Annotated in this window: 26 protein-coding genes and 1 pseudogene; all 27 read left to right on the top strand. The window is 43.9% G+C overall.

The features are described from left to right. The coding region (locus STRDD11_RS12440; protein WP_164828499.1) for a GNAT family N-acetyltransferase at nt 1-244 on the top strand (244 nt) is incomplete at its 5' end. 121 nt (nt 245-365) lie between these two features. Next, nucleotides 366-2,156, top strand: coding sequence for a V-type ATP synthase subunit A (locus STRDD11_RS12445; RefSeq protein ID WP_128837569.1), 1,791 nt, complete (start codon nt 366-368; stop codon nt 2,154-2,156). Continuing rightward, a complete protein-coding gene (locus STRDD11_RS12450; RefSeq protein WP_128837570.1) occupies nt 2,143-3,531 on the top strand; it encodes a V-type ATP synthase subunit B in 1,389 nt (462 codons plus the stop codon). The genes STRDD11_RS12445 and STRDD11_RS12450 overlap by 14 nt, the downstream gene beginning before the upstream one ends. 3 nt (nt 3,532-3,534) lie before the next feature. Next, the gene (locus STRDD11_RS12455; protein WP_128837571.1) at nt 3,535-4,158 is read left to right on the top strand and encodes a V-type ATP synthase subunit D; all 624 of its coding nucleotides are present in this window, start codon (nt 3,535-3,537) and stop codon (nt 4,156-4,158) included. 579 nt (nt 4,159-4,737) lie between these two features. Further along, the gene (locus tag STRDD11_RS12460; RefSeq protein WP_128837619.1) at nt 4,738-5,847 is read left to right on the top strand and encodes a LysM peptidoglycan-binding domain-containing protein; all 1,110 of its coding nucleotides are present in this window, start codon (nt 4,738-4,740) and stop codon (nt 5,845-5,847) included. A gap of 144 nt (nt 5,848-5,991) precedes the next feature. Further along, nucleotides 5,992-7,482 (top strand): threonine synthase, encoded by a 1,491-nt coding sequence (thrC, locus tag STRDD11_RS12465; protein ID WP_128837572.1) that lies wholly within the window; start codon nt 5,992-5,994, stop codon nt 7,480-7,482. Nucleotides 7,483-8,093: 611 nt separating this feature from the next. Further along, entirely contained in the window at nt 8,094-9,371 is a 1,278-nt protein-coding gene (locus tag STRDD11_RS12470; RefSeq protein WP_128837573.1) for an MATE family efflux transporter, read from the top strand. After that, nucleotides 9,368-9,988: an HAD-IA family hydrolase gene (locus STRDD11_RS12475; protein ID WP_128837574.1), complete on the top strand. Its 621-nt coding sequence runs from the start codon at nt 9,368-9,370 to the stop codon at nt 9,986-9,988. The genes STRDD11_RS12470 and STRDD11_RS12475 overlap by 4 nt, the downstream gene beginning before the upstream one ends. A gap of 96 nt (nt 9,989-10,084) precedes the next feature. Continuing rightward, nucleotides 10,085-10,375, top strand: coding sequence for a DUF4176 domain-containing protein (locus STRDD11_RS12480; protein ID WP_277593119.1), 291 nt, complete (start codon nt 10,085-10,087; stop codon nt 10,373-10,375). Nucleotides 10,376-10,411: 36 nt separating this feature from the next. After that, nucleotides 10,412-10,930 (top strand): hypothetical protein, encoded by a 519-nt coding sequence (locus tag STRDD11_RS12485; protein ID WP_206512723.1) that lies wholly within the window; start codon nt 10,412-10,414, stop codon nt 10,928-10,930. 188 nt (nt 10,931-11,118) lie between these two features. Continuing rightward, nucleotides 11,119-11,496, top strand: coding sequence for a hypothetical protein (locus STRDD11_RS12490; protein ID WP_128837576.1), 378 nt, complete (start codon nt 11,119-11,121; stop codon nt 11,494-11,496). 217 nt (nt 11,497-11,713) lie between these two features. Further along, nucleotides 11,714-12,256 (top strand): hypothetical protein, encoded by a 543-nt coding sequence (locus STRDD11_RS12495; RefSeq protein ID WP_128837577.1) that lies wholly within the window; start codon nt 11,714-11,716, stop codon nt 12,254-12,256. Nucleotide 12,257: 1 nt separating this feature from the next. Then, nucleotides 12,258-12,812: a hypothetical protein gene (locus STRDD11_RS12500; RefSeq protein WP_128837578.1), complete on the top strand. Its 555-nt coding sequence runs from the start codon at nt 12,258-12,260 to the stop codon at nt 12,810-12,812. 4 nt (nt 12,813-12,816) lie between these two features. Next, a complete protein-coding gene (locus tag STRDD11_RS12505) occupies nt 12,817-13,011 on the top strand; it encodes a DUF4176 domain-containing protein (RefSeq protein WP_128837579.1) in 195 nt (64 codons plus the stop codon). Continuing rightward, nucleotides 12,968-14,044: a hypothetical protein gene (locus tag STRDD11_RS14815; RefSeq protein WP_241209460.1), complete on the top strand. Its 1,077-nt coding sequence runs from the start codon at nt 12,968-12,970 to the stop codon at nt 14,042-14,044. The genes STRDD11_RS12505 and STRDD11_RS14815 overlap by 44 nt, the downstream gene beginning before the upstream one ends. 22 nt (nt 14,045-14,066) lie before the next feature. After that, entirely contained in the window at nt 14,067-14,828 is a 762-nt protein-coding gene (locus tag STRDD11_RS12515) for a DUF443 domain-containing protein (protein ID WP_241209461.1), read from the top strand. After that, entirely contained in the window at nt 14,749-15,051 is a 303-nt protein-coding gene (locus STRDD11_RS12520) for a DUF4176 domain-containing protein (RefSeq protein ID WP_128837580.1), read from the top strand. Before STRDD11_RS12515 ends, STRDD11_RS12520 begins: the two co-directional genes overlap by 80 nt. Before the next feature lie 176 nt (nt 15,052-15,227). Then, on the top strand, nt 15,228-15,590 hold the full coding sequence (locus STRDD11_RS12525) for a hypothetical protein (protein ID WP_128837581.1): 363 nt from the start codon (nt 15,228-15,230) through the stop codon (nt 15,588-15,590). A gap of 561 nt (nt 15,591-16,151) precedes the next feature. Next, nucleotides 16,152-16,772 carry a hypothetical protein gene (locus STRDD11_RS12530; RefSeq protein WP_128837582.1) on the top strand — a complete coding sequence of 207 codons (621 nt, stop codon included), beginning with the start codon at nt 16,152-16,154 and terminating at the stop codon, nt 16,770-16,772. Then, complete coding sequence (locus STRDD11_RS12535; protein WP_128837583.1) at nt 16,766-17,272, top strand: hypothetical protein; 507 nt, start codon at nt 16,766-16,768, stop codon at nt 17,270-17,272. The genes STRDD11_RS12530 and STRDD11_RS12535 overlap by 7 nt, the downstream gene beginning before the upstream one ends. Before the next feature lie 261 nt (nt 17,273-17,533). Beyond that, nucleotides 17,534-17,863 carry a DUF4176 domain-containing protein gene (locus tag STRDD11_RS12540; protein WP_128837584.1) on the top strand — a complete coding sequence of 110 codons (330 nt, stop codon included), beginning with the start codon at nt 17,534-17,536 and terminating at the stop codon, nt 17,861-17,863. A gap of 205 nt (nt 17,864-18,068) precedes the next feature. Then, on the top strand, nt 18,069-18,323 hold the full coding sequence (locus STRDD11_RS12545; RefSeq protein WP_128837585.1) for a hypothetical protein: 255 nt from the start codon (nt 18,069-18,071) through the stop codon (nt 18,321-18,323). Nucleotides 18,324-18,634: 311 nt separating this feature from the next. Next, entirely contained in the window at nt 18,635-18,967 is a 333-nt protein-coding gene (locus tag STRDD11_RS12550; protein ID WP_128837586.1) for a hypothetical protein, read from the top strand. Between the two features lie 296 nt (nt 18,968-19,263). Continuing rightward, entirely contained in the window at nt 19,264-20,238 is a 975-nt protein-coding gene (locus tag STRDD11_RS12555; protein ID WP_241209462.1) for a hypothetical protein, read from the top strand. Between the two features lie 200 nt (nt 20,239-20,438). Further along, complete coding sequence (locus STRDD11_RS12560) at nt 20,439-21,359, top strand: hypothetical protein (protein ID WP_128837587.1); 921 nt, start codon at nt 20,439-20,441, stop codon at nt 21,357-21,359. Between the two features lie 298 nt (nt 21,360-21,657). Continuing rightward, nucleotides 21,658-21,888 carry a hypothetical protein gene (locus STRDD11_RS12565; RefSeq protein WP_128837588.1) on the top strand — a complete coding sequence of 77 codons (231 nt, stop codon included), beginning with the start codon at nt 21,658-21,660 and terminating at the stop codon, nt 21,886-21,888. After that, nucleotides 21,888-22,567: pseudogene (locus STRDD11_RS12570) on the top strand (hypothetical protein). Before STRDD11_RS12565 ends, STRDD11_RS12570 begins: the two are co-directional and overlap by 1 nt. The last annotated feature ends 424 nt before the right edge of the window (nt 22,568-22,991 follow it).

A 22,991-nucleotide genomic window follows, 5' to 3' on the forward strand; every position in this document is an offset into this window, starting at 1 on the left:
CCGCTATGAGTGGAAGTGTGATGCTCTGAATCAGGCCTCACGCCGAGCGGCAGAAAGATTAGGCTTTACCTATGAGGGAACCTTCCGCCAAGCAGTGGTTTACAAGGGACGCACTCGTGACACAGACTGGCTGTCTATGATTGACAGCGACTGGCCGGCGGCCAAGAAGCGCTTGGAAGCATGGCTGAAGCCAGAGAATTTCGATGAACAGGGACGGCAAAAACAAGCCCTGTCTGCTTTTTAACATAAGCATCAAAATATACTCTTCAAAAATCAGCTTCACACTACGTCAGCGGCGAGCTGCCTAGTTTGCTGATGATTTTCATTGAGTAGCAGCAAAAATCTCCCAAGAATGGAGGAAGATTGTGAAGCAAGGAAAGATTATCAAAGTTTCCGGTCCTCTGGTGGTGGCATCAGGGATGCAGGAGGCCAATATTCAGGACATCTGCCGGGTCGGTGACTTGGGCTTGATTGGCGAGATTATAGAGATGCGGCGCGACCAGGCATCCATTCAGGTTTACGAGGAAACGTCCGGTCTTGGGCCGGGTGAGCCGGTGGAGACGACCGGCCGCCCGCTCTCAGTCGAGCTGGGGCCGGGGCTGCTTTCTCAGATGTTTGACGGCATCCAGCGGCCTCTGGAACGTTTCCAAAGTGAGACCGAGAGCGACTTTCTCATTCGCGGCGTGCAGCTGCCAAACTTAGACCGAGAAGCCAGGTGGGCGTTTGTCCCAAGTCTGTCTGTCGGCCATAGGGTTGAGGCTGGAGATATTGTCGGTACCGTTCAGGAGACACATCTGGTCGAGCACCGTATCATGGTGCCGGTCGGCATTGAGGGCCGCCTGACTAAGATCGCGGCTGGCAGCTACAGCGTGGAAGATACGGTGTATGAGATTGAGCAGGACGACGGCAGTGTATTCAGCGGCAGTCTCATGCAGACATGGCCGGTCCGCAAGGGGCGCCCCTTTGCTCAGAAACTGATTCCCCTTGAGCCTTTGGTGACGGGTCAGCGGGTCATTGACACCTTCTTCCCAGTGACCAAGGGCGGAGCAGCAGCCGTTCCCGGCCCTTTCGGAGCAGGTAAAACGGTCGTCCAGCATCAGGTGGCTAAGTTTGCCGATGTGGATATTGTCATTTATGTCGGCTGCGGCGAGCGGGGCAATGAAATGACCGATGTGCTCCATGAATTCCCCGGGCTGCTTGATCCGGCTACGGGTCAGTCCATCATGCAGCGGACGGTCCTGATTGCCAATACTTCCAATATGCCGGTGGCGGCCCGGGAGGCCTCGATTTACACAGGGATTACTATTGCAGAATACTTCCGTGACATGGGTTATTCCGTGGCCATTATGGCGGATTCGACCTCTCGCTGGGCTGAGGCGCTGCGGGAAATGTCCGGCCGTTTGGAGGAAATGCCGGGCGATGAAGGCTATCCAGCCTATCTGGGCAGCCGGATTGCGGAGTACTATGAGCGGGCCGGCCGGGTCAAGACGCTGGGCAGCAGCGAGCGGGAAGGCTCTATTACGGCTATCGGAGCCGTATCGCCGCCGGGCGGGGATATTTCCGAGCCGGTCACTCAGAACACCCTGCGCATTGTCAAAGTCTTTTGGGGATTGGATGCCCAGCTGGCTCAGCGCCGCCATTTTCCAGCCATCAACTGGCTGAGCTCTTACTCCCTCTATCTGGATGAGGTGGGGGCTTCTATCGACCGGCGGGAGGGGCTTGCTTGGGCAGAAAAGGTCACCAAGGCCATGACTATCCTGCAAAAGGAGAGCGAACTGCAGGAAATCGTGCGCCTGGTGGGCCTGGACTCCCTGTCTGAAAGGGACCGCCTGACCATGAATACGGCCAAGATGCTGCGGGAAGATTACCTGCAGCAGAATGCCTTTGACGAGGTTGATACCTTTACTTCCTTTAGGAAGCAGGTCGTCCTTTTGACCAATATCCTGACCTTTGATGAGGAAGCGAACAAAGCTCTGGATTTGGGGGCTTATTTGCAGGAAATCATGGAAGGAACGGTGGAGCTGCGCGACCGTCTGGCCCGCAGCAAATTTATCCATGAGGACCGCTTAGAGGAGATTGAGACCTTGCATCAGACTGTTAAGGACTGTCTGCATCACATCGTGGCACAAGGAGGACTTGATAATGAAGGTGATTAAAGAATACCGAACTGTCAGCGAGGTGGTCGGCCCTCTGATGATTGTCGATCAAGTGGCGGGTGTCCATTTTAATGAATTGGTAGAAATCCAGCTGCATGATGGCAGCAAGCGCCAGGGGCAGGTCTTGGAAGTTCAGGAAGACAAGGCCATGGTCCAGCTTTTTGAGGGTTCCAGCGGGATCAATCTGGAAAAAGCCAAGGTCCGCTTTACAGGCCATCCGCTGGAGCTGCCGGTGTCCGAAGACATGGTCGGCCGGATTTTCAACGGCATGGGCAAGCCCATTGACGGCGGACCGGACATTCTGCCTGAGAAATATCTGGATATTGACGGCCAGGCCATCAATCCAGTCGCCCGTGATTATCCGGATGAATTTATCCAGACGGGTATCTCGGCCATCGACCACCTCAATACCTTGGTTCGGGGGCAAAAATTGCCAGTATTCTCTGGATCTGGTCTGCCTCATAAGGAGCTGGCTGCTCAGATTGCCCGTCAGGCGACGGTGCTCAATAGCGAGGAAAATTTTGCGGTGGTCTTTGCGGCCATGGGCATTACCTTTGAAGAGGCTGAGTTCTTCATGAACGACCTGCGGGAAACAGGTGCCATTGACCGCTCGGTGCTCTTCATCAACCTGGCCAATGATCCAGCCATCGAGCGGATTGCCACTCCGCGGATCGCTCTGACAGCTGCCGAATACCTGGCCTACGAGAAAGATATGCACGTCCTGGTCATCATGACTGATATGACCAATTACTGTGAGGCCCTGCGGGAAGTATCAGCTGCCCGCCGTGAAGTGCCGGGCCGCCGCGGCTATCCGGGCTATCTCTATACCAACCTGTCCACTCTTTATGAGCGGGCCGGCCGTCTGGTGGGCAAGAAAGGCTCGGTCACTCAGATTCCCATCCTGTCCATGCCGGAGGATGACATCACCCATCCGATTCCTGATTTGACAGGATATATTACCGAGGGGCAGATCATCTTATCCCGCGACCTTTATAACAGCGGCTATCGGCCGCCCATCAACGTCCTGCCTTCCCTCTCCCGGCTCAAGGACAAGGGATCCGGCGAGGGCAAGACCAGAGGCGACCATGCGGCTACCATGAACCAGCTCTTTGCAGCTTATGCTCAGGGCAAGCAGGCCAAGGAGCTGGCGGTTGTCTTGGGAGAATCTGCCCTGTCCGACACCGACAGACTCTATGTCCAGTTTACCGATCGCTTTGAGCAGGACTACATCAATCAAGGTTTTAATACCAACCGATCCATCGAGGAAAGTCTGGATTTGGGCTGGCAGCTCCTATCTATCCTGCCGAGAACCGAGCTCAAGCGGATTAAGGATGAGATGATTGACCACTACCTGCCCCAGACCAAGGAGGAATAAGCCATGACACGACTCAATGTCAAGCCGACCCGGATGGAACTGAACCAACTCAAAGACCGGCTCCAGACAGCTGTCCGTGGGCATAAACTGCTCAAAGACAAGCGGGATGAGCTGATGCGCCGCTTTATTGAGGCTGTTCGGGAAAATGACCGGCTCCGAAAAAAGGTCGAGACCGCTCTGGTCGGTCATATGCAGGACTTTGTCATGGCCAAGGCCTTAGAGAGCGACCTCATGGTCGAGGAGATTTTTGCTGTGCCTATGCGGGAGGTCAGTCTGCAGATTGAGCCAGAGAATATCATGAGTGTGCGCGTGCCCAAGATGCATGCTCGGATTGATAAGCCCTACGGTGACGATGACGGAGATTTTTCTTACAGCTATGTCGCTTCTAACAGCCAGATGGACCAGACGATTGAGGATATGAGCAGTCTATTGCCCGACCTGCTGCACCTGGCCGAAATCGAGAAAAGCTGCCAGCTCATGGCCGATGAAATCGAAAAAACCCGCCGCCGAGTCAACGGACTCGAATACGCCACCATTCCCGACCTCAAAGAAACCATTTACTATATCGAAATGAAACTGGAAGAAGCCGAACGAGCCAGCCTCGTCCGAATGATGAAGGTGAAATAAGATGCGGAGGCGTTAAAAAACGACAGAAAAATAGGAACTGGACGAAGGATTCGATGAATCCAAGTCCAGTTCTCTTTTTTCCGAGTTTTTAGCCGCAGCTCAGTTTGGCTCAGTTGCAGCAGAGAGAATAGGGAGCTTCAATAGGAAAATGGACGAAGAAGCGACCGCTTCTAGGAGATTTTCTCTTTTTTGCCCAGAGCTTAGGGCGGGTTCAGTTCAGTATAGCGAAGAGTATGTCAGCCGATCTGACAAAAAATAGGAACTGGATGAGGGGTTTGATGAATCTGAGTCCAGTTCTCTTTTTTCCATGAAATCAATCCGCTCATAGACAGCTCAAAAAACGGTGATGCCAAGGAGAATATTGAGCAGCTTTTTTACTGCGGACTGCTAGCTGTGGACGGCCAGCGGGTTAATAAATGCCGTCTGAATATTACTAGTTATTGATAATATATTACAAGTAAGTCTCCATGTTACAGTGGGCAGACAGTTCCGTTAAATAAAGCTCCAAGGGCTTTTTTCTTGGCAAAAATGTGGTATGATAGTTTTCATCATGAATGATTAGGAAGGTATTTTATGCAAATGAAAATGAACAAAAAAGTTTTCTTAGCCTCAACCCTTGCTTTATCGGTATTTCCTTTGATGAATGCTCAGGCTGAAGAAAAGTCGGAGAACTGGACAGCCAGAACGGTTGACCAAATCAAAGCAGATATCACCAGCAATGAAAATCAGCAGACCTACACTGTCCAGTACGGTGACACCTTGGGCAATATCGCTCAAGCTATGAATATTGATGTAGCTGATTTGGCTAGGATTAACCAGATTGCCAATGCGGATTTGATTTTCCCGGGCACTGTTCTGAGCATTACCACCAACGAACACAACGAAATCACCTCTGTTGAAATCCAAAGCTATCAAGCACAAGCAGAAAATGCTGCAGGACCTGTCACACAGGATTTGACAGCTGATGAGATCTTTGGCGATGATCAAGCTGCGCCAGCTGCTCCGGCACCGGCTCAGCCTGCTGCAGCTCCTGAAGATGCCTATGTTTCAGCAGCAGCTGAGGAAAACGCTGCGCCAGCCCCGGCACCAGCCGAGCCAGCTCCCGCAGCACCAAGTGATGAGGACGCTCTCGTGCCGCCAGCTCCGGTTAACGCTGATGAAGTCAGCCAAGCGGTTCCGGCCGAGCCAGCCCCGGAAGCGCCCGCACCGCAAGCTGCGGAAACTCCCGCAGCACCAGAGTTAGGTCAGGAAGAGGTCAGTCAGGCTGCCGCTCAAGCAGAACCAACCGCCTATAATGCTCCTGCTGTGACAGATGCCGCCAGCGTAGCCACAGGAAATCCGGCCAATGCCGGCCTGCAGCCGCAGACCGCTGCCTTCAAAGAAGAAGTAGCCAGCCAGTTCGGCGTGACCGAGTTCAGCCTCTATCGTGAGGGAGACAGCGGCGACCATGGCAAGGGCTTGGCTGTTGACTTTATCGTCGGCGACAATACCGAGCTGGGCAACCAAATCGCAGACTATGCGACAGCGGACATGTCCGGCAACGGCATCTCTTATGTCATCTGGCAGCAGCAGTTCTATTCTCCTTATGAAAGTATTTACGGACCGGCCAATACTTGGAACAGCATGCCAGACCGCGGCAGCGCCACCGAAAACCACTATGACCACGTTCACGTTTCTATGAATGAGTAAGGGAAACTGACAGCATTATTCCCCTGGGAATAGGAGCCTCGCTGATGCGGGGCTTTTTTGATAGCGAATTTCCTGTAAAAAAGCGAGAATTTTCTGATAAATTCTGTTATAATAGAACGGACTATATGTAAAGGAACGATTTTCATGACTTTAGCTTACCAATCAACCCGCGATGCTCAAAATACGGTGACAGCCAGTCAGGCCATCCTGCAAGGTTTGGCAACAGATGGGGGACTCTTTACCCCGACCAGCTATCCTCAGGTGACACTGGACTTTGGCCAGCTCAAGGATGCTTCCTATCAGGAAGTCGCCAAGCTGGTGCTGGCAGCCTTTTTAGATGATTTCACTTCTGAGGAGCTGGACCGCTGTATCGCCGGTGCTTATGACAGCAAGTTTGATACGCCGGCTATTGCTCCTTTGGTCAAGCTGGACGGCCAGTACAATCTGGAGCTTTTCCACGGGGCAACCATTGCCTTTAAGGATATGGCTCTGTCCATCCTGCCCCACCTGATGACAACAGCTGCCAAAAAGCACGGTCTGGAAAATAAAATCGTCATTCTGACAGCGACTTCAGGCGATACCGGCAAGGCAGCCATGGCCGGCTTTGCGGATGTTCCGGGGACCGAGATTATCGTCTTTTATCCCAAGGATGGTGTCAGCAAGGTTCAGGAGCTGCAGATGACCACTCAGACCGGGGCCAATACCCATGTGGTGGCTATTGACGGCAACTTTGACGATGCCCAGACCAATGTCAAGCATATGTTTAACGATGCTGCCCTGCGGGCACGGCTCTCAGAGCACAAACTGCAGTTTTCTTCGGCCAACTCCATGAATATCGGGCGCTTGGTGCCGCAGATTGTCTACTATGTCTATGCCTATGCCCAGCTGGTCAAGGACGGGGAAATCCAGGCCGGAGATCAGGTCAACTTCACCGTTCCTACTGGAAACTTCGGCAATATCCTGGCAGCCTACTATGCCAAGCAAATCGGCCTGCCGGTCGGCAAGCTGATCTGCGCTTCTAATGAAAACAATGTCCTGACCGACTTCTTCAGGACTCAGGTCTATGATAAGAAACGCAGCTTCAAGGTCACTTCCAGCCCGTCTATGGATATTTTGGTTTCTTCTAATTTGGAGCGTCTGATTTTTCATCTGTCTGGCAACAGTGCGGAAAAGACAGCAGAGCTGATGGCAGCCCTGACCCATCACGGCCAGTACGAACTGACCGATTTTGATCAGGCTATCTTGGACCTTTTTGCGGCTGACTATGCGACTGAGGCGGAGACAGCCGCCGAAATCCGGCGGGTCTATGAGTCGGACTCCTACATCGAGGATCCGCATACAGCAGTGGCTTCCGCTGTTTATCAAAAATACCGTCAGTCCTGCGGTGATGATAGAAAAACGGTCATTGCTTCAACGGCCAGCCCTTACAAATTCCCGGTGGTTGCAGTAGAAGCCGTAACGGGAGAAAGCGGGCTCAGTGACTTTGCAGCCCTGAGCAAACTGCAGGAAATTTCCGGCGTGCCAGTGCCGCCGGCTGTTGACGGCTTGGAAACAGCACCAGTCCGCCACAAGACCACCGTCGCGGCTGACCAGATGCAGGCTGCAGTGGAGGCTTATCTGGGACTGGACAGCTGATGCCAGCTTTTCAAATATCAAAGCAGAACCGCACCGCGCAGTCTGATGTAGATCCATTTTTATGGACTATGAATACAGGTGCTTACAAAGAGCAGTCAAAGGCGGTGGGACAGACTCCCATGATGGCTGCGCCCTCACCCACAGAGGGATGGATCTTTTGGAAGATACCGTATAAGAACTAAATTTTTAAAAATTTAGTTCCCTTCACTCTTTTGTTTCTAAGCTCAGGTTGAAAAGGTTCCCCAAACCTTTTCACTCCCAGCCCGCGAGGCTCTCACAGTCCGGGGGGACTGTGAGAGGTTGGAGATAAAACAAACGCAGTTTGTGTCAAAACAGTCCGGGGGATTGTGAGAGGTTGGAGATAAAACAAACGCAGTTTGTGTCAAAGCAGTGCTTTTGTTGCTTCCTCTCGGAAGCTCTATCTATAACCTCAAAACCTCCACTGGAGCTTTTGAGCAATCAGCTGCCGCGTCAAGAGTTTTTTACCAAAAAAAGCGAGGCTGAAGGACTTTCGTCCCAGCCTCTTTATGATTCTTTGAGAGGGAAAACTGAAACAGAGCATTTCAGAAAACTGTCAGAAAAGTGTACAATCAAAAGAGGAGTTTTCGGATATGACAAGTTACAAAAAAATTCTAAATATTGCTCTGCCGGCTATAGCTGAGAATTTTCTGCAGATGCTCATGGGGATGGTAGACAGCTATCTGGTAGCCAGTCTGGGTCTGATTGCCATTTCGGGCGTGTCGGTAGCGGGCAATATCATTACGATTTATCAGGCTGTTTTTATTGCGCTGGGAGCGGCTGTTTCCAGTCTGATGTCCAAAAGTCTGGGGCAGGGAGATGAGAAACATCTGGCCTATCATGCGACAGAAGCCATCAAAATGACCTTGCTGCTGAGCCTTGTTCTGGGCCTGCTGTCTCTTCTGTGGGGGCGGCAGCTGCTGGAGCTTCTAGGCACAGAAGCCGCTGTGGCTGAGGCTGGCGGCCTTTATCTGGCTTTGGTCGGCGGCACCATCGTTCTCTTGGGTCTGACGACGACTTTTGGAGCGCTGGTCCGGGTGACTCATAACCCACGGCTTCCCATGTATATCAGCCTTCTCAGCAATGTGCTCAATGCTCTTTTTTCTAGTCTGGGGATTTTCGTTTTCCATTTGGGCATTATCGGTGTAGCGCTGGGCACTGTTTTGGCTCGCCTTGTCGGAGTGCTCATACTCTGGCGGGAGCTGCGTCTGCCCTTTGCCCGCTGGAGCTGGAAGCTGGACGGAGAATTGCTGCGCCTGTCGCTGCCGGCTGCTGGCGAGCGGCTCATGATGCGGGCCGGGGATGTCGTGATTGTTGCGATTGTGGTCCGGTTTGGGACCGATGTAGTTGCCGGGAATGCAGTCGGTGAGGTTCTGATTCAGTTTAATCACATGCCTGCCTTTGGTGTAGCGACAGCAACGGTCATGCTGGTGGCCCATGCGGTGGGAGAAAGTGATTTTGCGGCAGTCAGGCTGCTGACCCGGCGGACTTTTGGGCTGACCTTGGCCCTCATGCTGCCGCTGGCCCTGCTGATCTTTGCATTGGGCACTCCTCTGACCCAGCTTTATACGGACAATAGCGGAGCGGTTGCAGCCAGTCTGTCTGTGATTTTCTTTTCCCTGCTGGGTGTTCCCATGGCAGCCGGGACGGTGATTTATACAGCGGTCTGGCAGGGGCTGGGCAATGCCAAGCTGCCCTTTTACGCAACGACAGTAGGGATGTGGGGGATTCGGATTTTCGCTGGATATTACTTAGGAATCAGCTGCGGTCTCGGCCTGCCGGGTGTCTGGGCAGCGACCCTGCTGGATAATGGCTTTCGCTGGCTGCTCTTAGCGGCTTTGTATCACAGAAAAATGAGGAAACGGACATGACAAAAGCATTTATTTGGGATTTGGACGGCACCCTGCTGGACTCCTATGAGGCCATTTTGGCCGGCATTGAAGAAACCTATCAGCACTATGGTCTGGATTTTGACCGGGAAAGCATCCGCGCCTATATCCTGCAGCACTCCGTTCAGCAACTACTGGAAGAAGCAGCTGCAGAAAAGGGACTTGATGCCGCGGAGATGAATGCCTTTCGGGGGAAGAGCCTGCGGGAGAAGAATGCTCAGATTCATCTCATGGAGGGGGCAGAGCATATTCTGGCCTGGGCCAGGGAGCAGGGGATTGCTCAGTTTGTCTATACCCACAAGGGGCCCAATGCCTATCAGGTTTTGGAAGATTTGGGGATTTTGGATTATTTCACCGAAATCATCACGACAGCCAATGGCTTTGCCCGCAAACCCCATCCAGAGGGCGTAGTCTATCTGCTGGACAAGTACAAGCTTGATAGGGCTTCCACCTACTATATCGGCGACCGAACGCTGGATGTGGAGGTGGCTGCTAACAGCGGCATCCAGAGTATCAACTTCTGTGACTGCAGACCAGAGCTCAACCAGAAAATTGACCGGCTGCAGGATATTCAGGATATTTTCCTTTTAGCACCTTGAAAATTCTGGATTTTTCCACTTGTTTCTCTGTTAAATAACGTAGTTTCATCAACTATAAGCTCCGCAGATAATCTAGCAGGGACTGCCACTAATAGTATTGGAAGTGTAGTCCAATTAGGAAATGGAGATACAAAATTAATGATAGTAAGTCGGTTTCCGATTTATGAAAACGAGGGTCAAATTGGTTATTTTGAATACAGTTCATGTATATATCCCACAGGGATAGACGGATCACAGTTTTATTTCTTCAATTCTGAGGTTATAGCTGAGGTCTATTTTGAAGGTTATATAGATATCGCAGAGGAAGAGGAGCAGAAAACTTTTGCGAAGGAGCGAGAAAATATTACCTATCCACAATTTAAAGTAGAAAAACCAAATGAAGAATAGTTTTTATGAAATTCAGATGGATGGCGAGGATATGAAATGAAAGAAAAACTATCGAATTTAATCGAATTTGGAGCAGACCAGGGAAATGTAAAAAGGACAGTATTCTATAATATTGAGAAAAATAAACTTTTTGTCGGTGATAGTGTGCCTTTTCCGATAATCTACCTTCCGAGTGCAGGTTTATCCTACGCTGTCTATGTGTTTTCAGAGATGTTAGTTATACAGGGTTTGTTTCCCTTGCTTCTTTCCTTTCTTTTGATGCTTTTGCTGGCTCTTTATCAGTTTAAAAGCCGGAGAGAGAAAACAGTCGTAGAAATAGAGCCCTACGAGATTCCTCAAGATTATTTTGCCGTCCAGAGGTCCAATGGAATAAAAACATATGCTATTATTCTTCTCTTTGCGCTTTTGACAGCAGGTTTTTGCTGGCTTTATTTCCTATTTAGTCATTTTATGACTTTATTTCTGGCATTTTCTATGTGGTATTTTTTCTTACTCTTACTGCTGACTGGCCAATTTAAAAAAACGAAGTATTTGAAAGTACTAGAAGGAAGGTAACATCGACAATGAAAGAAACGATTGCGATATATTCAAGAAAGGGAATCTACCTGATTACTCTGTTCGGCTTAATGATTATTATAAGTTTTTTCAATATTTTTTTAGAAGAAAATTTGTTGATGAATCTTTTTTATTTCCTGGGTTCAATAGGTTTAATGCTAACAATAGGCTGACTGGTCTTTGCTTTTATGGGAAAAATCGAGCTTGATGGCCAGTATTTACTTGTTTTAAGAAACTTTAAACGTCATCGCTTTGTCCTATCATCTGTTACCTTTTACTATGGAAAAAGCAATCATGCCGCCCGTGGCAGCTATGAATATCCTTTTTTTATAGTTGGCGACGTAGAAACAGAAAATGGAGAAAATAGCTCTCTTACTTTGAAGTTGCTCGGTAGTAAGAGGAAAAATCGTCAATTTCATCAGTTTTATGATCAATATTTAGCCGGTAGAGCTAAGCCCCTGCCACAGGATAGTGATTGGAAAATAAACCATTTGAAGCAATTGGAAATTATTTCTGAACCAGAAAAAAATAAAATGGGAGTTGCTACATCTCACTTTACCAGATAGTTACCGTTTTTAATGGCAGTGGCTTTGTCATGCCTATCGTTAAAAACTGGACAATCTCCTAGTCTTCATTGCGGAGTCCCCGAGTGCCTGTGCAGCAGCGGATGTTTATCAAGGGGCAGTCAGCCAAGCACGAGGAGGGATTTCGGCTTCCTTTGTAGTTGGCGGTTTCTTCTCAGGTCTGGGTTCCGCTTTTGGTTAATACTTGAGGTGCATGCAGTTGAAAAAAAGAACGAAGTTAGTTAATTTAGGTGCCTATGAGAATAGAGTATTTCATTTTGATTTTGAAAATAACCTTCTACTGGAAGAAGAGCAAACCCAAAATTATTGGTCCTATATTTTAGTTCCGATAACGGTTTTTGTGTTGAGAATCTTGCTGGGCATCATTGAAAAAACAAATTTATTTGAAAACAGTAGCACTAGGATTATCTTATCGATACTTCTGATTGGATTCTCTTATCTGTTAGCTCAGTATGTTACCAATCGATATCAATCCGGTTTAAGACTTCGAGAGTATACACTTGACGAGTCAGCACGTATTCATTTCGTAAAAACTCTTAAAGTGAGGCGAGTCGTTTTTCTGATAATAAAGCTTATTATCTATCTAGTCATTTTGGTTTCTACATTTTTATTTATAGGAGGTTATACAGGAGATGTCTTTCTCATACTTCTGGTCTCTTTGTTGGCTTTATTTTTATTAAACGCAGACTATCAGCTGAAAAAATGGCCTTCTGTCATTCAAAAATTAGAATTGGATAAATAAAGTGTATACACATAAAAATTTAATTAGTTTAGGCTTTCATGATGATGTGGCTATTTATTTAGATTTATGCCACGGAGATTTGAAACAACAGACAGTTAATCGTACAGGATTTGAGGGTAAGATTTTTCTAGCTACAATGATTGGTTTGCAAATTGTCCAGTTTGGTATCTTTAATTTTGTCTTTTCAAATAGTCTTTTGAATGTTCTGTTTTTTCTAACTTCTATCCTTGTATCTATTTTGTTAGCCATCATGCATAACAAAAATCTCTATAAAAATATTATTCTTGATCCAGTGAGTTTTTCTCAAGCAGAGTATGAAGCTTTTAAAAAAAGGTTAAAAAAATATGATCTAGGTGTTTTATGGCTAACGATTATTATGATTTTGGTTATTTTTCTAGGCAGCTTCTTTTATTTTATCTACCCTAACCTTATTCTCTTAATTGCAATAGATTTGTCAGTTTTCTCAGTATATTTTCTTTTTACAAATGGTTTTTTGACAAAACGAAGGCATTTTGAACAGTTTTTAAATCCAAGTTATACGAATAAGAAAGGATAAACAAATGAATAACTTACTACCGATTGGAAGTGTTGTCCGCCTCCATAATGGAGAGATTGATTTAATGATTATTGGACGTTTCCCTCTATACAACAAAGAAGGAACGATTGGATATTTTGATTATGTGGCCTGTCTATATCCAACAGGAGTCGCGAATGAAGAAATGCTATATTTTAATATGGATCAGTGCTGTCAATGAAGGCTGGGCTAACCGGGAGATTGCTTTGGAGAACAACTATCTGTCTGCATTGGAGAAGGTATACAATGGGGAAGCTCTGACGGAAGCAGAGCTGACGGCTATTGAACGCTATGCGGCAGAGTATCCGGACCGTGTAGACGCTTCTGTCTTGCAGCATGTCCAGCAAGCACGGCAGGTCAAGGCAGAGGAGATGAAAGTCCGCAGCCTGATTGATAAGGTAGATGCTGGGAAAGAGTTAACAGATGAAGAGACGAAGACCCTTCAGGAGTATGGGTCACGCTATCCGAATAGTAATTTACTGGAAAATGTCAAGCATGCGCTAGATCAAAATGAGGCGAAGAAAAATATTGAGAAGCAAAAGGAAGTAGACAATAGCTCAGTGCAACAAACAAATGAATTCGCAAAAAAAGGTAATTCTTGGTTAGAAAACGCGACTAATTTTGGCGAGGGAATTGGTGAGGCTGGAAAGTGGTTACTTTCAAAATCAGCAAAAACATTATCTGAACTTACTCGAGCTTCAACAGTCGCGAGTCAAGGTGGACCAAATGGATTTGTTATGCTTGGAGAGAATCTCAGCAGAGTTGCTCGTAATAATGCTCAGTCAGCTGCTAAGATGGCAAAAGTCGGCAAAATACTAGATAACCCAATAACAAAAGTGCTTGGCTTTGGCTTTGGTGTTTGGAATGATGTTGCAAATGAAGGCAAGACATTGGGGCAGGCAGTTGTACATACAGGTGCAAGTACAGCGGTCGGTTGGGCAGCTTCAGGAGTAACAAGTGGTGCCATAGCTATGTTAGCTGGTGGGCCAGTCGGTTGGGCTGGTTTAGCAGGTTTTGCAGTAGGATACGGTGCAGTAAAACTTTTTGAATGGGGCTACGAGAATAATGCATTTGGGATGAGAGACACGTTAGACAATGTTGGGAAAGAGTTGGATAAAGGAATGAAAGCAGCAGGTGATTGGATTGGAGATACAGTGTCAGGTATAGGACAAGCTTTCTCTGGAGGACTTGCTTCTTTGAATCCCTTCTCTTGACGTTACGAAAGGTATTATATAAATGTTTAAAAAGGCTGAAATGGAGCCCTTGGCTAAAAAAAACCTTCGATATCGCATACTAAAAACAGAGGATAGATATTATCTTCTGGATGTAGAACGCCCTTTTTTGATTGTCTACTTCTTTCCCTTGTTGATTTACTTTATGCCTCACAGATGTTACGAGATGAGTAAGGAAGAATATGAGCAATTGTCCCAATCAGAGGAGAAGAATGCTCGGTTAAAAGAGGCTTTTGAAAAACATGGTCTTGGCTATAGCTTAGGAACTGGCGTAGGTGCCATGCTTCTATCAAGAGTATTTGATATTAATCAATTTTTGAAATTTGATTCAAGTAGAATTAGCAATTTTTTAGCTATTCTAATTGTATTATTGGTTTTTGGTTTGCGTTTATGGCTTACAGTTTCTTATGAAGTCCCTAGTGGATTAAAAAATAGGGGCTATCATAAGATATACCTTTATCCTCGTTTTGTTAAAGAATTGCTTTTTAGTATTTTTGCGTATATTATGTCAGTGTTGTTTACAGTAATGATTATTGCCGCCTTTTTAACGAACATAATGGATAATTATATTGGTCATATTGGATTGTTAATATTTTTGACATTTTGGTTATTTATAGGGAATATGTTTTTCATGCGTCCGGCAAGTAATTACTGGATAAAAATAAAAAAGAAAAAAAGGAGAAAAAATGTTAAGTATCGGTTCAATTATGCGTTTGAAAGATGGGTCCCAAGATTTGATGATTTTAAATCGTGCTCCTCTCATTGAAGAAGGTGATGAAACAGTATGGTATGATTATAGTGCTTGTAAGTATCCTATTGGTTTGGATGTTAATCAAGTATTTTATTTTAATGAAGAAAATATCTCTAAAGTCGTATTTGAGGGTTATATAAACGATAGCGAAGAACGTTTTAGAGAGTTCTTTCAACAATGGATAAAAGAGCAAGGGACTTCTATTCCGAAAGGTAAAATAACAGGCCCTTTAGAGTAGCATAGAGAATATTACGCTGTAGAGTTTTCAATATTAGCCAATGCTTTAAAATAGAGAACCCCTCAAGAAAAAGTTATATTTTCAGGGGTTTCTCTCGTTTGTTTAAAAGCGGATATATTTGATTTAGATAAGCAGCAAAAACAGATTAGCCGAGGTAAAATGATATAGAGGTTATAATGAAAAAAGAAAAATCGAAACAAGATCAGCTGGATGAGTTACATCGTCGCCAGTATGAACTAGAACATAAAATAGAGGATTTGGATGTTGAATATCGTCAGTTTAAGGTGACGCAGGAGGAGGTAATGTCCTCACAAGGCAGCGCCCTATTTCACTTTAAGAACTTGTTGGACTTAGGAGTAACTTCGTCTCATTCAGCTTTCTACCATTATCTTTTAGATGATATTGAGTCTACTACACGGACGCTGGAAGTTGACTTTGAGGAAGAAGACAAAGCGATTAAGAAACGCTACCAAGCTTATCAGACGCAATTAACTGCTCTGCATGATCAGCGTAAAAAGCTGGAGTGTGATAAGCAATAGGTTGATAAAGTTTTAGCTAAAGATTTCAGCAATCTAAATTCACTAACAGAAAGGAAGTATATGGTAAAGGTAAATTACGCTAGCCTGCAGACACAGTCTTCCACGATGTCTTCTGCTTCGCAGTCACGTGTAGCAGGCTTCAACCAGTTGATTAGTGTCTTTGACAGCTTCGGTGGCAACGGCGGTGAGCTGATAGGAACAGGCTATGATGCAGCCCGTGCATATGCGACAAGTGTCATGAGTCCTTTTATTATAAAGGGTGCATTCTCTACTCTGAAGCAGTTGCGGATGCGGCGAACACACTGGCGGATAGTTATGCAGCTAAGTGTGGAGCTGAGAATTTAGATGAGGAACAGCTGCAAGCGGAGATTGATAGTGCAACGAGAGGTTGTATGAGTCTAAGCGCTTCGATTTCTGGTCTTCAATCTAAAGCTAAACCGGCAGCAGGAGATGCGGCAAGAATTAGCAGTTTACAAAATCAGCTTACGGCAGCGCAAAATCAACTGACTGCTACTCAGGAAAAACTAGCTAATCTGAGGGCATTCAGTGCGGAGTCTCCAAGTGCCTGTGCCTCAGCAGATGGTTATCAGGGCTTGGTTTCTAAATATTTTTACAACAACTGCAGTGGAAAAAATAAGCAGTGCTGCTGAAGATAAGATTATTGACGTTGGTGCTAAAAAAGCGATGGAAAAAAGTGCTGAGATATTTGCAAACAGATATTCAACAGTCTTGAGCAACGGGAAAATCATGGGGATGACACCAGGAGCTACTAGAGCTGCTACAGAAGCGGCTGAGAATTCTATTAAAGGGACAGCTAAAGCTATTGGTAAAGGTGTTAGTACAGGAATGGGTTTAATAGCAGGTGTTGGCATTGACATGCTGTTTGGGGATTCTGCAGAAGTTGCTTGGGGGAAAGAAATTACTAATACTGTAACGACTGCAGGAGCCATTGCTTTGGTTGAAGGAGGGAGTGTAGTGTTGGCTTCAGTGGGGATGATGGCCAATCCAATAAGTTTAGGATTGGGCGCTACAGTTGCTATAGGTGTAGGTATAGCATATGCAAATGAATGGGCGAGAGAGACTTTCCCAGAGGTGAAAAAATTTGAAGATAATGTTGGGAAAGCTGTTGTTTCTGGTTGGAATAATATGGTTAATGGTGTCAAAGGGTTATTTTCATGGTAAATGTATATAGAGTTAAAGGCCAAATTTTTAATATCACATTGAATGATAGGGCGGTGCAAAAAGGTTGGTATCTGATTGTGACAGATTTAGGTCAAGAATATCTTGTGCAAAGAAATTATAGTCTGTCTTCTAAGAGATTTTTTAAAATTTATCAAACAGAATATTCATTATATAATCATATTGCTGATCGAGGATTGAATAGCACTAAGCGATTGACTAATTTAGGAATAGTAATTGTGTTATCAGCATTTATCCGTTGGCTGACTCCATTTGAGTTATGGTTAGGTCCGACAAATCATGCAGCAAGTTTAGTTCAAGGTAGTATAAATCTATTGATTTTAGTTCTTGTTTTATTAATTTCATTTTTCTTGGTGTCCTGGTATAGGAAAATTAAACTTAAAAATTTTCTTAGAGAACGAAATGCGGATTTAAGCTACACTGGAAAAGTTAGGTCGTTGACGCCATTAAAAACAGTGAAAGAAGGGATTGGTTTTTGGTGATTATGAAAGCGGTTTTTATAAAAATAGTTGCTTATGCATTTTTATTTCTTGTTTTTATTTTTCCAATATTTTTATTTTCCTATTTTGTTCAGTTGAGACTGTTTTTGATTATACCAATTATACTTTATATCATTTTATTTTATAATGGGATTGTTATTAACGAAAACAATCAGATTGTAGAATTTGAAATAGAAGAGAAAACAAAGTGAGATCATTTTACAAGAAAATAACATTTATTTAGATATTTAAAGGAGAGCAGGAGTGAAAACAAATAAGTTATTGACATTAGGTAGTGTGGTTTATTTAGAGGGTGGAGCAATACCAGTAATGATAGTTTTACGCCATCCGATTTTTAGCATCAAGGAGGAACTTTGTTATTTTGATTATGCAGGTGTAAATCAGTTGATTGGGTTAGAACCAGAAAAAATAACCTACTTTAATCATGAGGACATAAGTGAAGTGGTTTTTGAAGGATATGCAAGTGAAAATGAGGAACGAATTCAAAAAGGATTATCTGAATGGATTAGGGAACATCCGGAAATACCTAAGGGAGATGTTGATAAAATTAATTTAGCATTAAATGATAAATAGATTGTAATTAATAGTAGTTATTAAAGATGAGTTAGACGTGATAATTATGGAAAAATAATAAATCACTAAATAATTTTCATTGTTAACAGATAAGAATAAGATTGCACCACTAAAAGGAGAGATGATTAATATGAAAAACTAATTATTCTCTCGCTTAAGTGGTTATATTTGATTTAGGAAAATAAGAACTGATATAGAGGTTATAATGAAAAAAGGAAAATCGAAACAAGATCAGCTGGATGAGTTACATCGTCGCCAGTATGAACTAGAACATAAAATCGAGGATTTGGATGTTGAATATCGTCAGTTCAAGGTGACGCGAGAGGATGTGATGTCCTCACAAGGCAGCGCCCTATTTCACTTTAAGAACTTGTTGGATCTAGGAGTAACTTCGTCTCATTCAGCTTTTTACCATTATCTTTTAGATGATATAGTCTACTACACGGACGCTGAAAGTTGACTTTGAGGAAGAAGACAAAGCGATTAAGAAACGCTACCAAGCTTATCAGACGCAATTAACTGCTCTGCATGATCAGCGTAAAAAGCTGGAGCGTGATAAGCAATAGGTTGATAAAGTTTTAGCTAAAGATTTCAGTAATCTAAATTCACTAACAGAAAGGAAGTATATGGTAAAGGTAAACTACGGCAGCCTGCAAACGCAGTCCTCGAGCCTGTCCTCGGCCTCGCAGTCGCGGGTTGCGGGCTTTCGGAGCTTGATTTCAGCTTTTGAGAGTTTTGGCGGCAGCGCAGGAGAGTTATTGGGAAGCGGTTATGACTCGGCCCGTGCCTATGCGACGGGCGTCATGGTTCCCTATTTATTATCAGGGCTGTATTCTCTATTCCGAAGCGGTGGCGGATGCGGCTAATAGTCTGGCGGACAGCTATGCGGCAAGATGCGGTGCGGAGAATCTGGATGAAGCCCAGCTTCGTGCGGAGATAGACAGTGCTTCAAGGGGCTGTATGGCCCTGAGTGCCTCCATTTCCGGACTGCAATCCAAATCGAAACCGGCCAAAGGAGACGCAGCCCGAATTGCCAGTCTGCAAAGTCAGCTGGATGCGGCCAATGCACGGGTGCAGGAAGCCCAGCAAATCCTTAACAGATGAAGAGACGAAGACCCTTCAGGAGTATGAGTCACGCTATCCGAATAGAGTGCCAGAAGGTATTAAACAGCAGCTGAAAGAGATGCAAGAGTCTGATGCAAAGAGAGCGGCGGAATTTTTAGGAATTTCCGTGGAAGATTGGAACAATGGAATTAGTATGTTACAGGATGGAAATGAAGGGATTTCAGCTAATTAATGAAGTAGATATTCCGGGCACACAAACTAATCTAGTTCAAGGTACTAAAAATTTATTTAAGAATCTATTTGATGGTAAAGGTTTTTCTATTGAGAGGTAAGAAATGAAAAAAGAAGAGAAGACATCAGAAATTCTAAACAAAGAATATTTTCAGGCGTTGGGCTCCACACGGGCTTCTGTGGGGATGCTGAAGCTTGCTTGGCCTGGCTTATTTGTTCTAAGCATTGGCTTAGCGCATGTATATTATTTTGTAGAAAATCAGCTTCATCAAAATCCTTTTTCAAATGCAGCTTTCTTATTTTTATTGGCTTATGATGTCTTTTTTCTGTTCTGCCAAATAGTCTCTTTTAGTCCAAAATTGATTTTTAGGCACCAAGCTTTTAGTACAGCTTTGCTTTTTGCAATGATTAATGGCTTGCTTCTATCCTTGGTTTTAATGGGATTTGTCATTATAATCTTAGCCAATAATGTATTAAAAAACTCTTTTATATACACAATTATTTATTGGTCTAGTGCTTTCATCTTCTTTTTGGGCTTAATTTTTTATAATTTAAGATGGCTAAAGAAACAATTAGAAAATGGCTTTTCAGAAGAGCGGACCAATGCCAACTATTTTGCTGCTTCTAGCGTTTTTAGTAAGACATCATTGTGGATTATTTTTGCTCTTACTATTTTAGGAGTAGTAGCAGCAGCTATCCTAACAAGATCATGGAATAGCATTTTAGGAGTATCAGGGAATGTTTTATTTATCAGTGCCTTCTCTAGGCTAATTGTCGAAGTAGGTTATTTACTTTATCTGAGAATAAAAGATAAGTCTTATTGGGAAGAAGTTCCAGAGGAATTGACAGAGCAGAGTCTGTTGAAAGTTCTGGATGTCAGAAAAGCAAAATCTCGCTTAATTATTGAAGTCGTTTTGTTTTTTAGTTTGATGTCTTATATACGAGCGATGGATATAGATGTGGCAAATAGTCCAATTTGGCTAACATGGACTGTAAGGATTTTTGGTTATACGATTGGCTTAGATGCGATTACTAGTCTTGTTCTGCATCAAATCAAAAAACGAAAGAGAGGAAAATAAATTGAAGTTTAAAAGAAGGCGGTTGATGAATGCTTTAACAACATTTAAGCAACATTGGGGACAGCTGTAGGTGCTTTAGCTGGGATGGTAATAAATACAATAATCAATACGCCTATAGGTGAGAAGAGCGTAGTTGGTCATGCTCAGTCATTTGCTAAAGGAGTAGGCGATTCTATTGCTAATTTCTTTGGAGGTGGAAAGTGATTAAAAATAACACTGATTTAAAGCGAGAGGAATTGAACAAAGAATATTTTCAGGCGTTGGGCTCCACACGGGCTTCTGTGGGGATGCTGAAGCTTGCTTGGGCAGGTTTATTCTTTTTTGTAATTGAGTCAATATATATTTTTTTCTATATAAAAGAACAATATAACGTAAATCCTTTTACGAATTATATTTTTATATTTTTATGTTTTTATATGTTGTTCTTGGTGGTATGCCAGTTGCTTTCTTTTGATAAAAAACTAATCTATAAACATCAAGTTTTTGGAACGAGCATGCTTTTAATCATGATAAATGGCTTATTGTTATCACTTGTTTTGACAGGGTACATACTGATTATTTTTACAAATGATACATTAATGGGTTCGGTGCGCTATTCGGTATATTTTTTCTTCTTTTCCTTTCTTTTCTTTTTGGGACTGCTTCTTTATAATATACGTTGGTTAAGAGAACAGTTAAGCAGAGGTTTTTCAGAACAGCGGACCAATGCCAACTATTTTGCTGCTTCTAGCGTTTTTAGTAAGCCATCATTGTGGATTATATTTGGTCTTACCGTTCTTGGTGGGACTTTTGGGGGTATTATATTTGGCTATGGTCAGCAATTGTTTGGCATCTTTTGTACCTTGTTTTTTATCGGCGCCTTTTCTCGATTGATTGTAGAAGTAGCTTATTTACTTTATTTGAGAACCAAAGATAAGAGTTATTGGGAAGAAGTACCAAAAGATATAGAAAGCCAAAATATTTGGAACGTTTTGACTCCTACGAAGACAGCGCCTAGATTAATTTATGAAGCAGTTTTATGGGCTGTTCTAAGAGGTTATGTTTTACCTAAATTGGGGCTAGCGAAGATGTTAGGCCGTCGTGGGTTAACTGGGGGGCAAATACTTTTTACATTATTATGAGTTTAGACTACCTTATTAGTTTTGTTAGATATCAAATCAAGAAACGAAAGAAAGGAAAATAAATTGAAGTTTAAAAGAAGGCGGTTGAAGGTGCCTGATCAGGAACTAAGTTATTGGATAAGTTAAAGAACTTGAATAACGCAGTGCAATCTTCTGATTAAGTTAAAATGCTTGATGGAGTGGACGATCTTTCTAACTCCACTTCGCTTGTTGGAAAAGCTGGCAATTATTTAGGAAAAATGGGGATCATTGGTTCAGTTGCATCTGGTGTATCAACTTATCTGGATCGGAAAGACAAGTGTGTGATGAAGTCGCCCTGCAGGATGCGGCAGTCCATACAGGGATAACTGCGACATCAACTGTTATTGGGTCGGTTATCGGTTCTGCTATACCAATTCCTGTTGTTGGAACACTTGCTGGTGCTTATCTAGGTACCCTAGTAGGAAATTTCTTTTCCACAACTTATGATGAAGTTAGACATGAGAAATTAGCATTATCCGATTATAAAGATGTTTTAAAACCGTGGTGATTAAATATGAGAAAAAAATTTTTATTGGACAGAGCGGCGAAGAAGCCGTCTATTACAACACACGAACAAAAGAGGCGTTAGTAGCAGATAAAAGCGCTCTCTTAAATACGGAAGGTGCGAGAAGGACCAATAGAGCCATCATTCCTTTGATTTTACTTTTGCATTATTTGGTGGAGGTGCTGGACTTGCGATTTTTTCATTCGTTACTCCGTTTAGATTAAACGAGAGGATGATTCTAATCATTTTATTAGCCATATTTTTAGTTTTCGTTGGCAGTATTTATATGTTGGAAAAGGCCTTGTATAAAAATGTTCGATCCACAGTTTTGGCAAACGAAGAACAATTTAAAGCTGCAGTGAATAGCAGTTTAATTTGGGGAGGTTTTTCCGATAAGAAAGCCACATTTGGTAAAATTTTCTTTTTCATATTTATTATCTTCATTCTTCTCTTTTGTGTAGGAATTGTAGGTATGTTTGGAATACCAGGGATGCTTATTCCTTATTATAATCATGAGTGGTTCGATCTTTCATTATTATTTTCACCAATAGCAGGGGTTCTTCCAGCTGTGGTCGTAATTTCTCTGTTCCAAAACAATCCTATCCGCTGGCTCTTAGCTGTGCGGAAGTATGAGCAGGGGAAAGTGATATTTGCGGCAGAAAAGGAGACGACACATGAGTGAAACACTATTGCCATTGGGAACAGTGGTCAAATTAAAAGGCCAAACGGAATGAATCATTATCGGCAGGGGTTCGCTGGTAGAGCAAAATCAAGAACCTATATATTTGAGTACACAAATGTTCTTGTGCCGACGGGTTATCAGCAGCCTAATCAGCTTTATTTCTTTAATCACAGCGATATTCGTGCTTTTCTTCAACGAAGATTTGACTTCTTTTGGATATATGAAAACTCCCCTTATAGTTTCTAGTGAATTTTTGTTTTTTCACTGTCCACTATAAGGGGAGTATATCATTTATACGGAGGCTGAGACAAAAGTCTTTCAGTCTTGCTTTGTTTTGGTAAAAAACTTTTGGCGCGGTAGCTGATTGCTCAAAAGCTCCAGTGGAGCTTTTGAGGTTATAGATAGAGCTTCCGATAGGAAGCAA

This window comes from Streptococcus sp. DD11 (assembly GCF_001578865.1).
GTDB classification, from domain to species: domain Bacteria; phylum Bacillota; class Bacilli; order Lactobacillales; family Streptococcaceae; genus Streptococcus; species Streptococcus panodentis.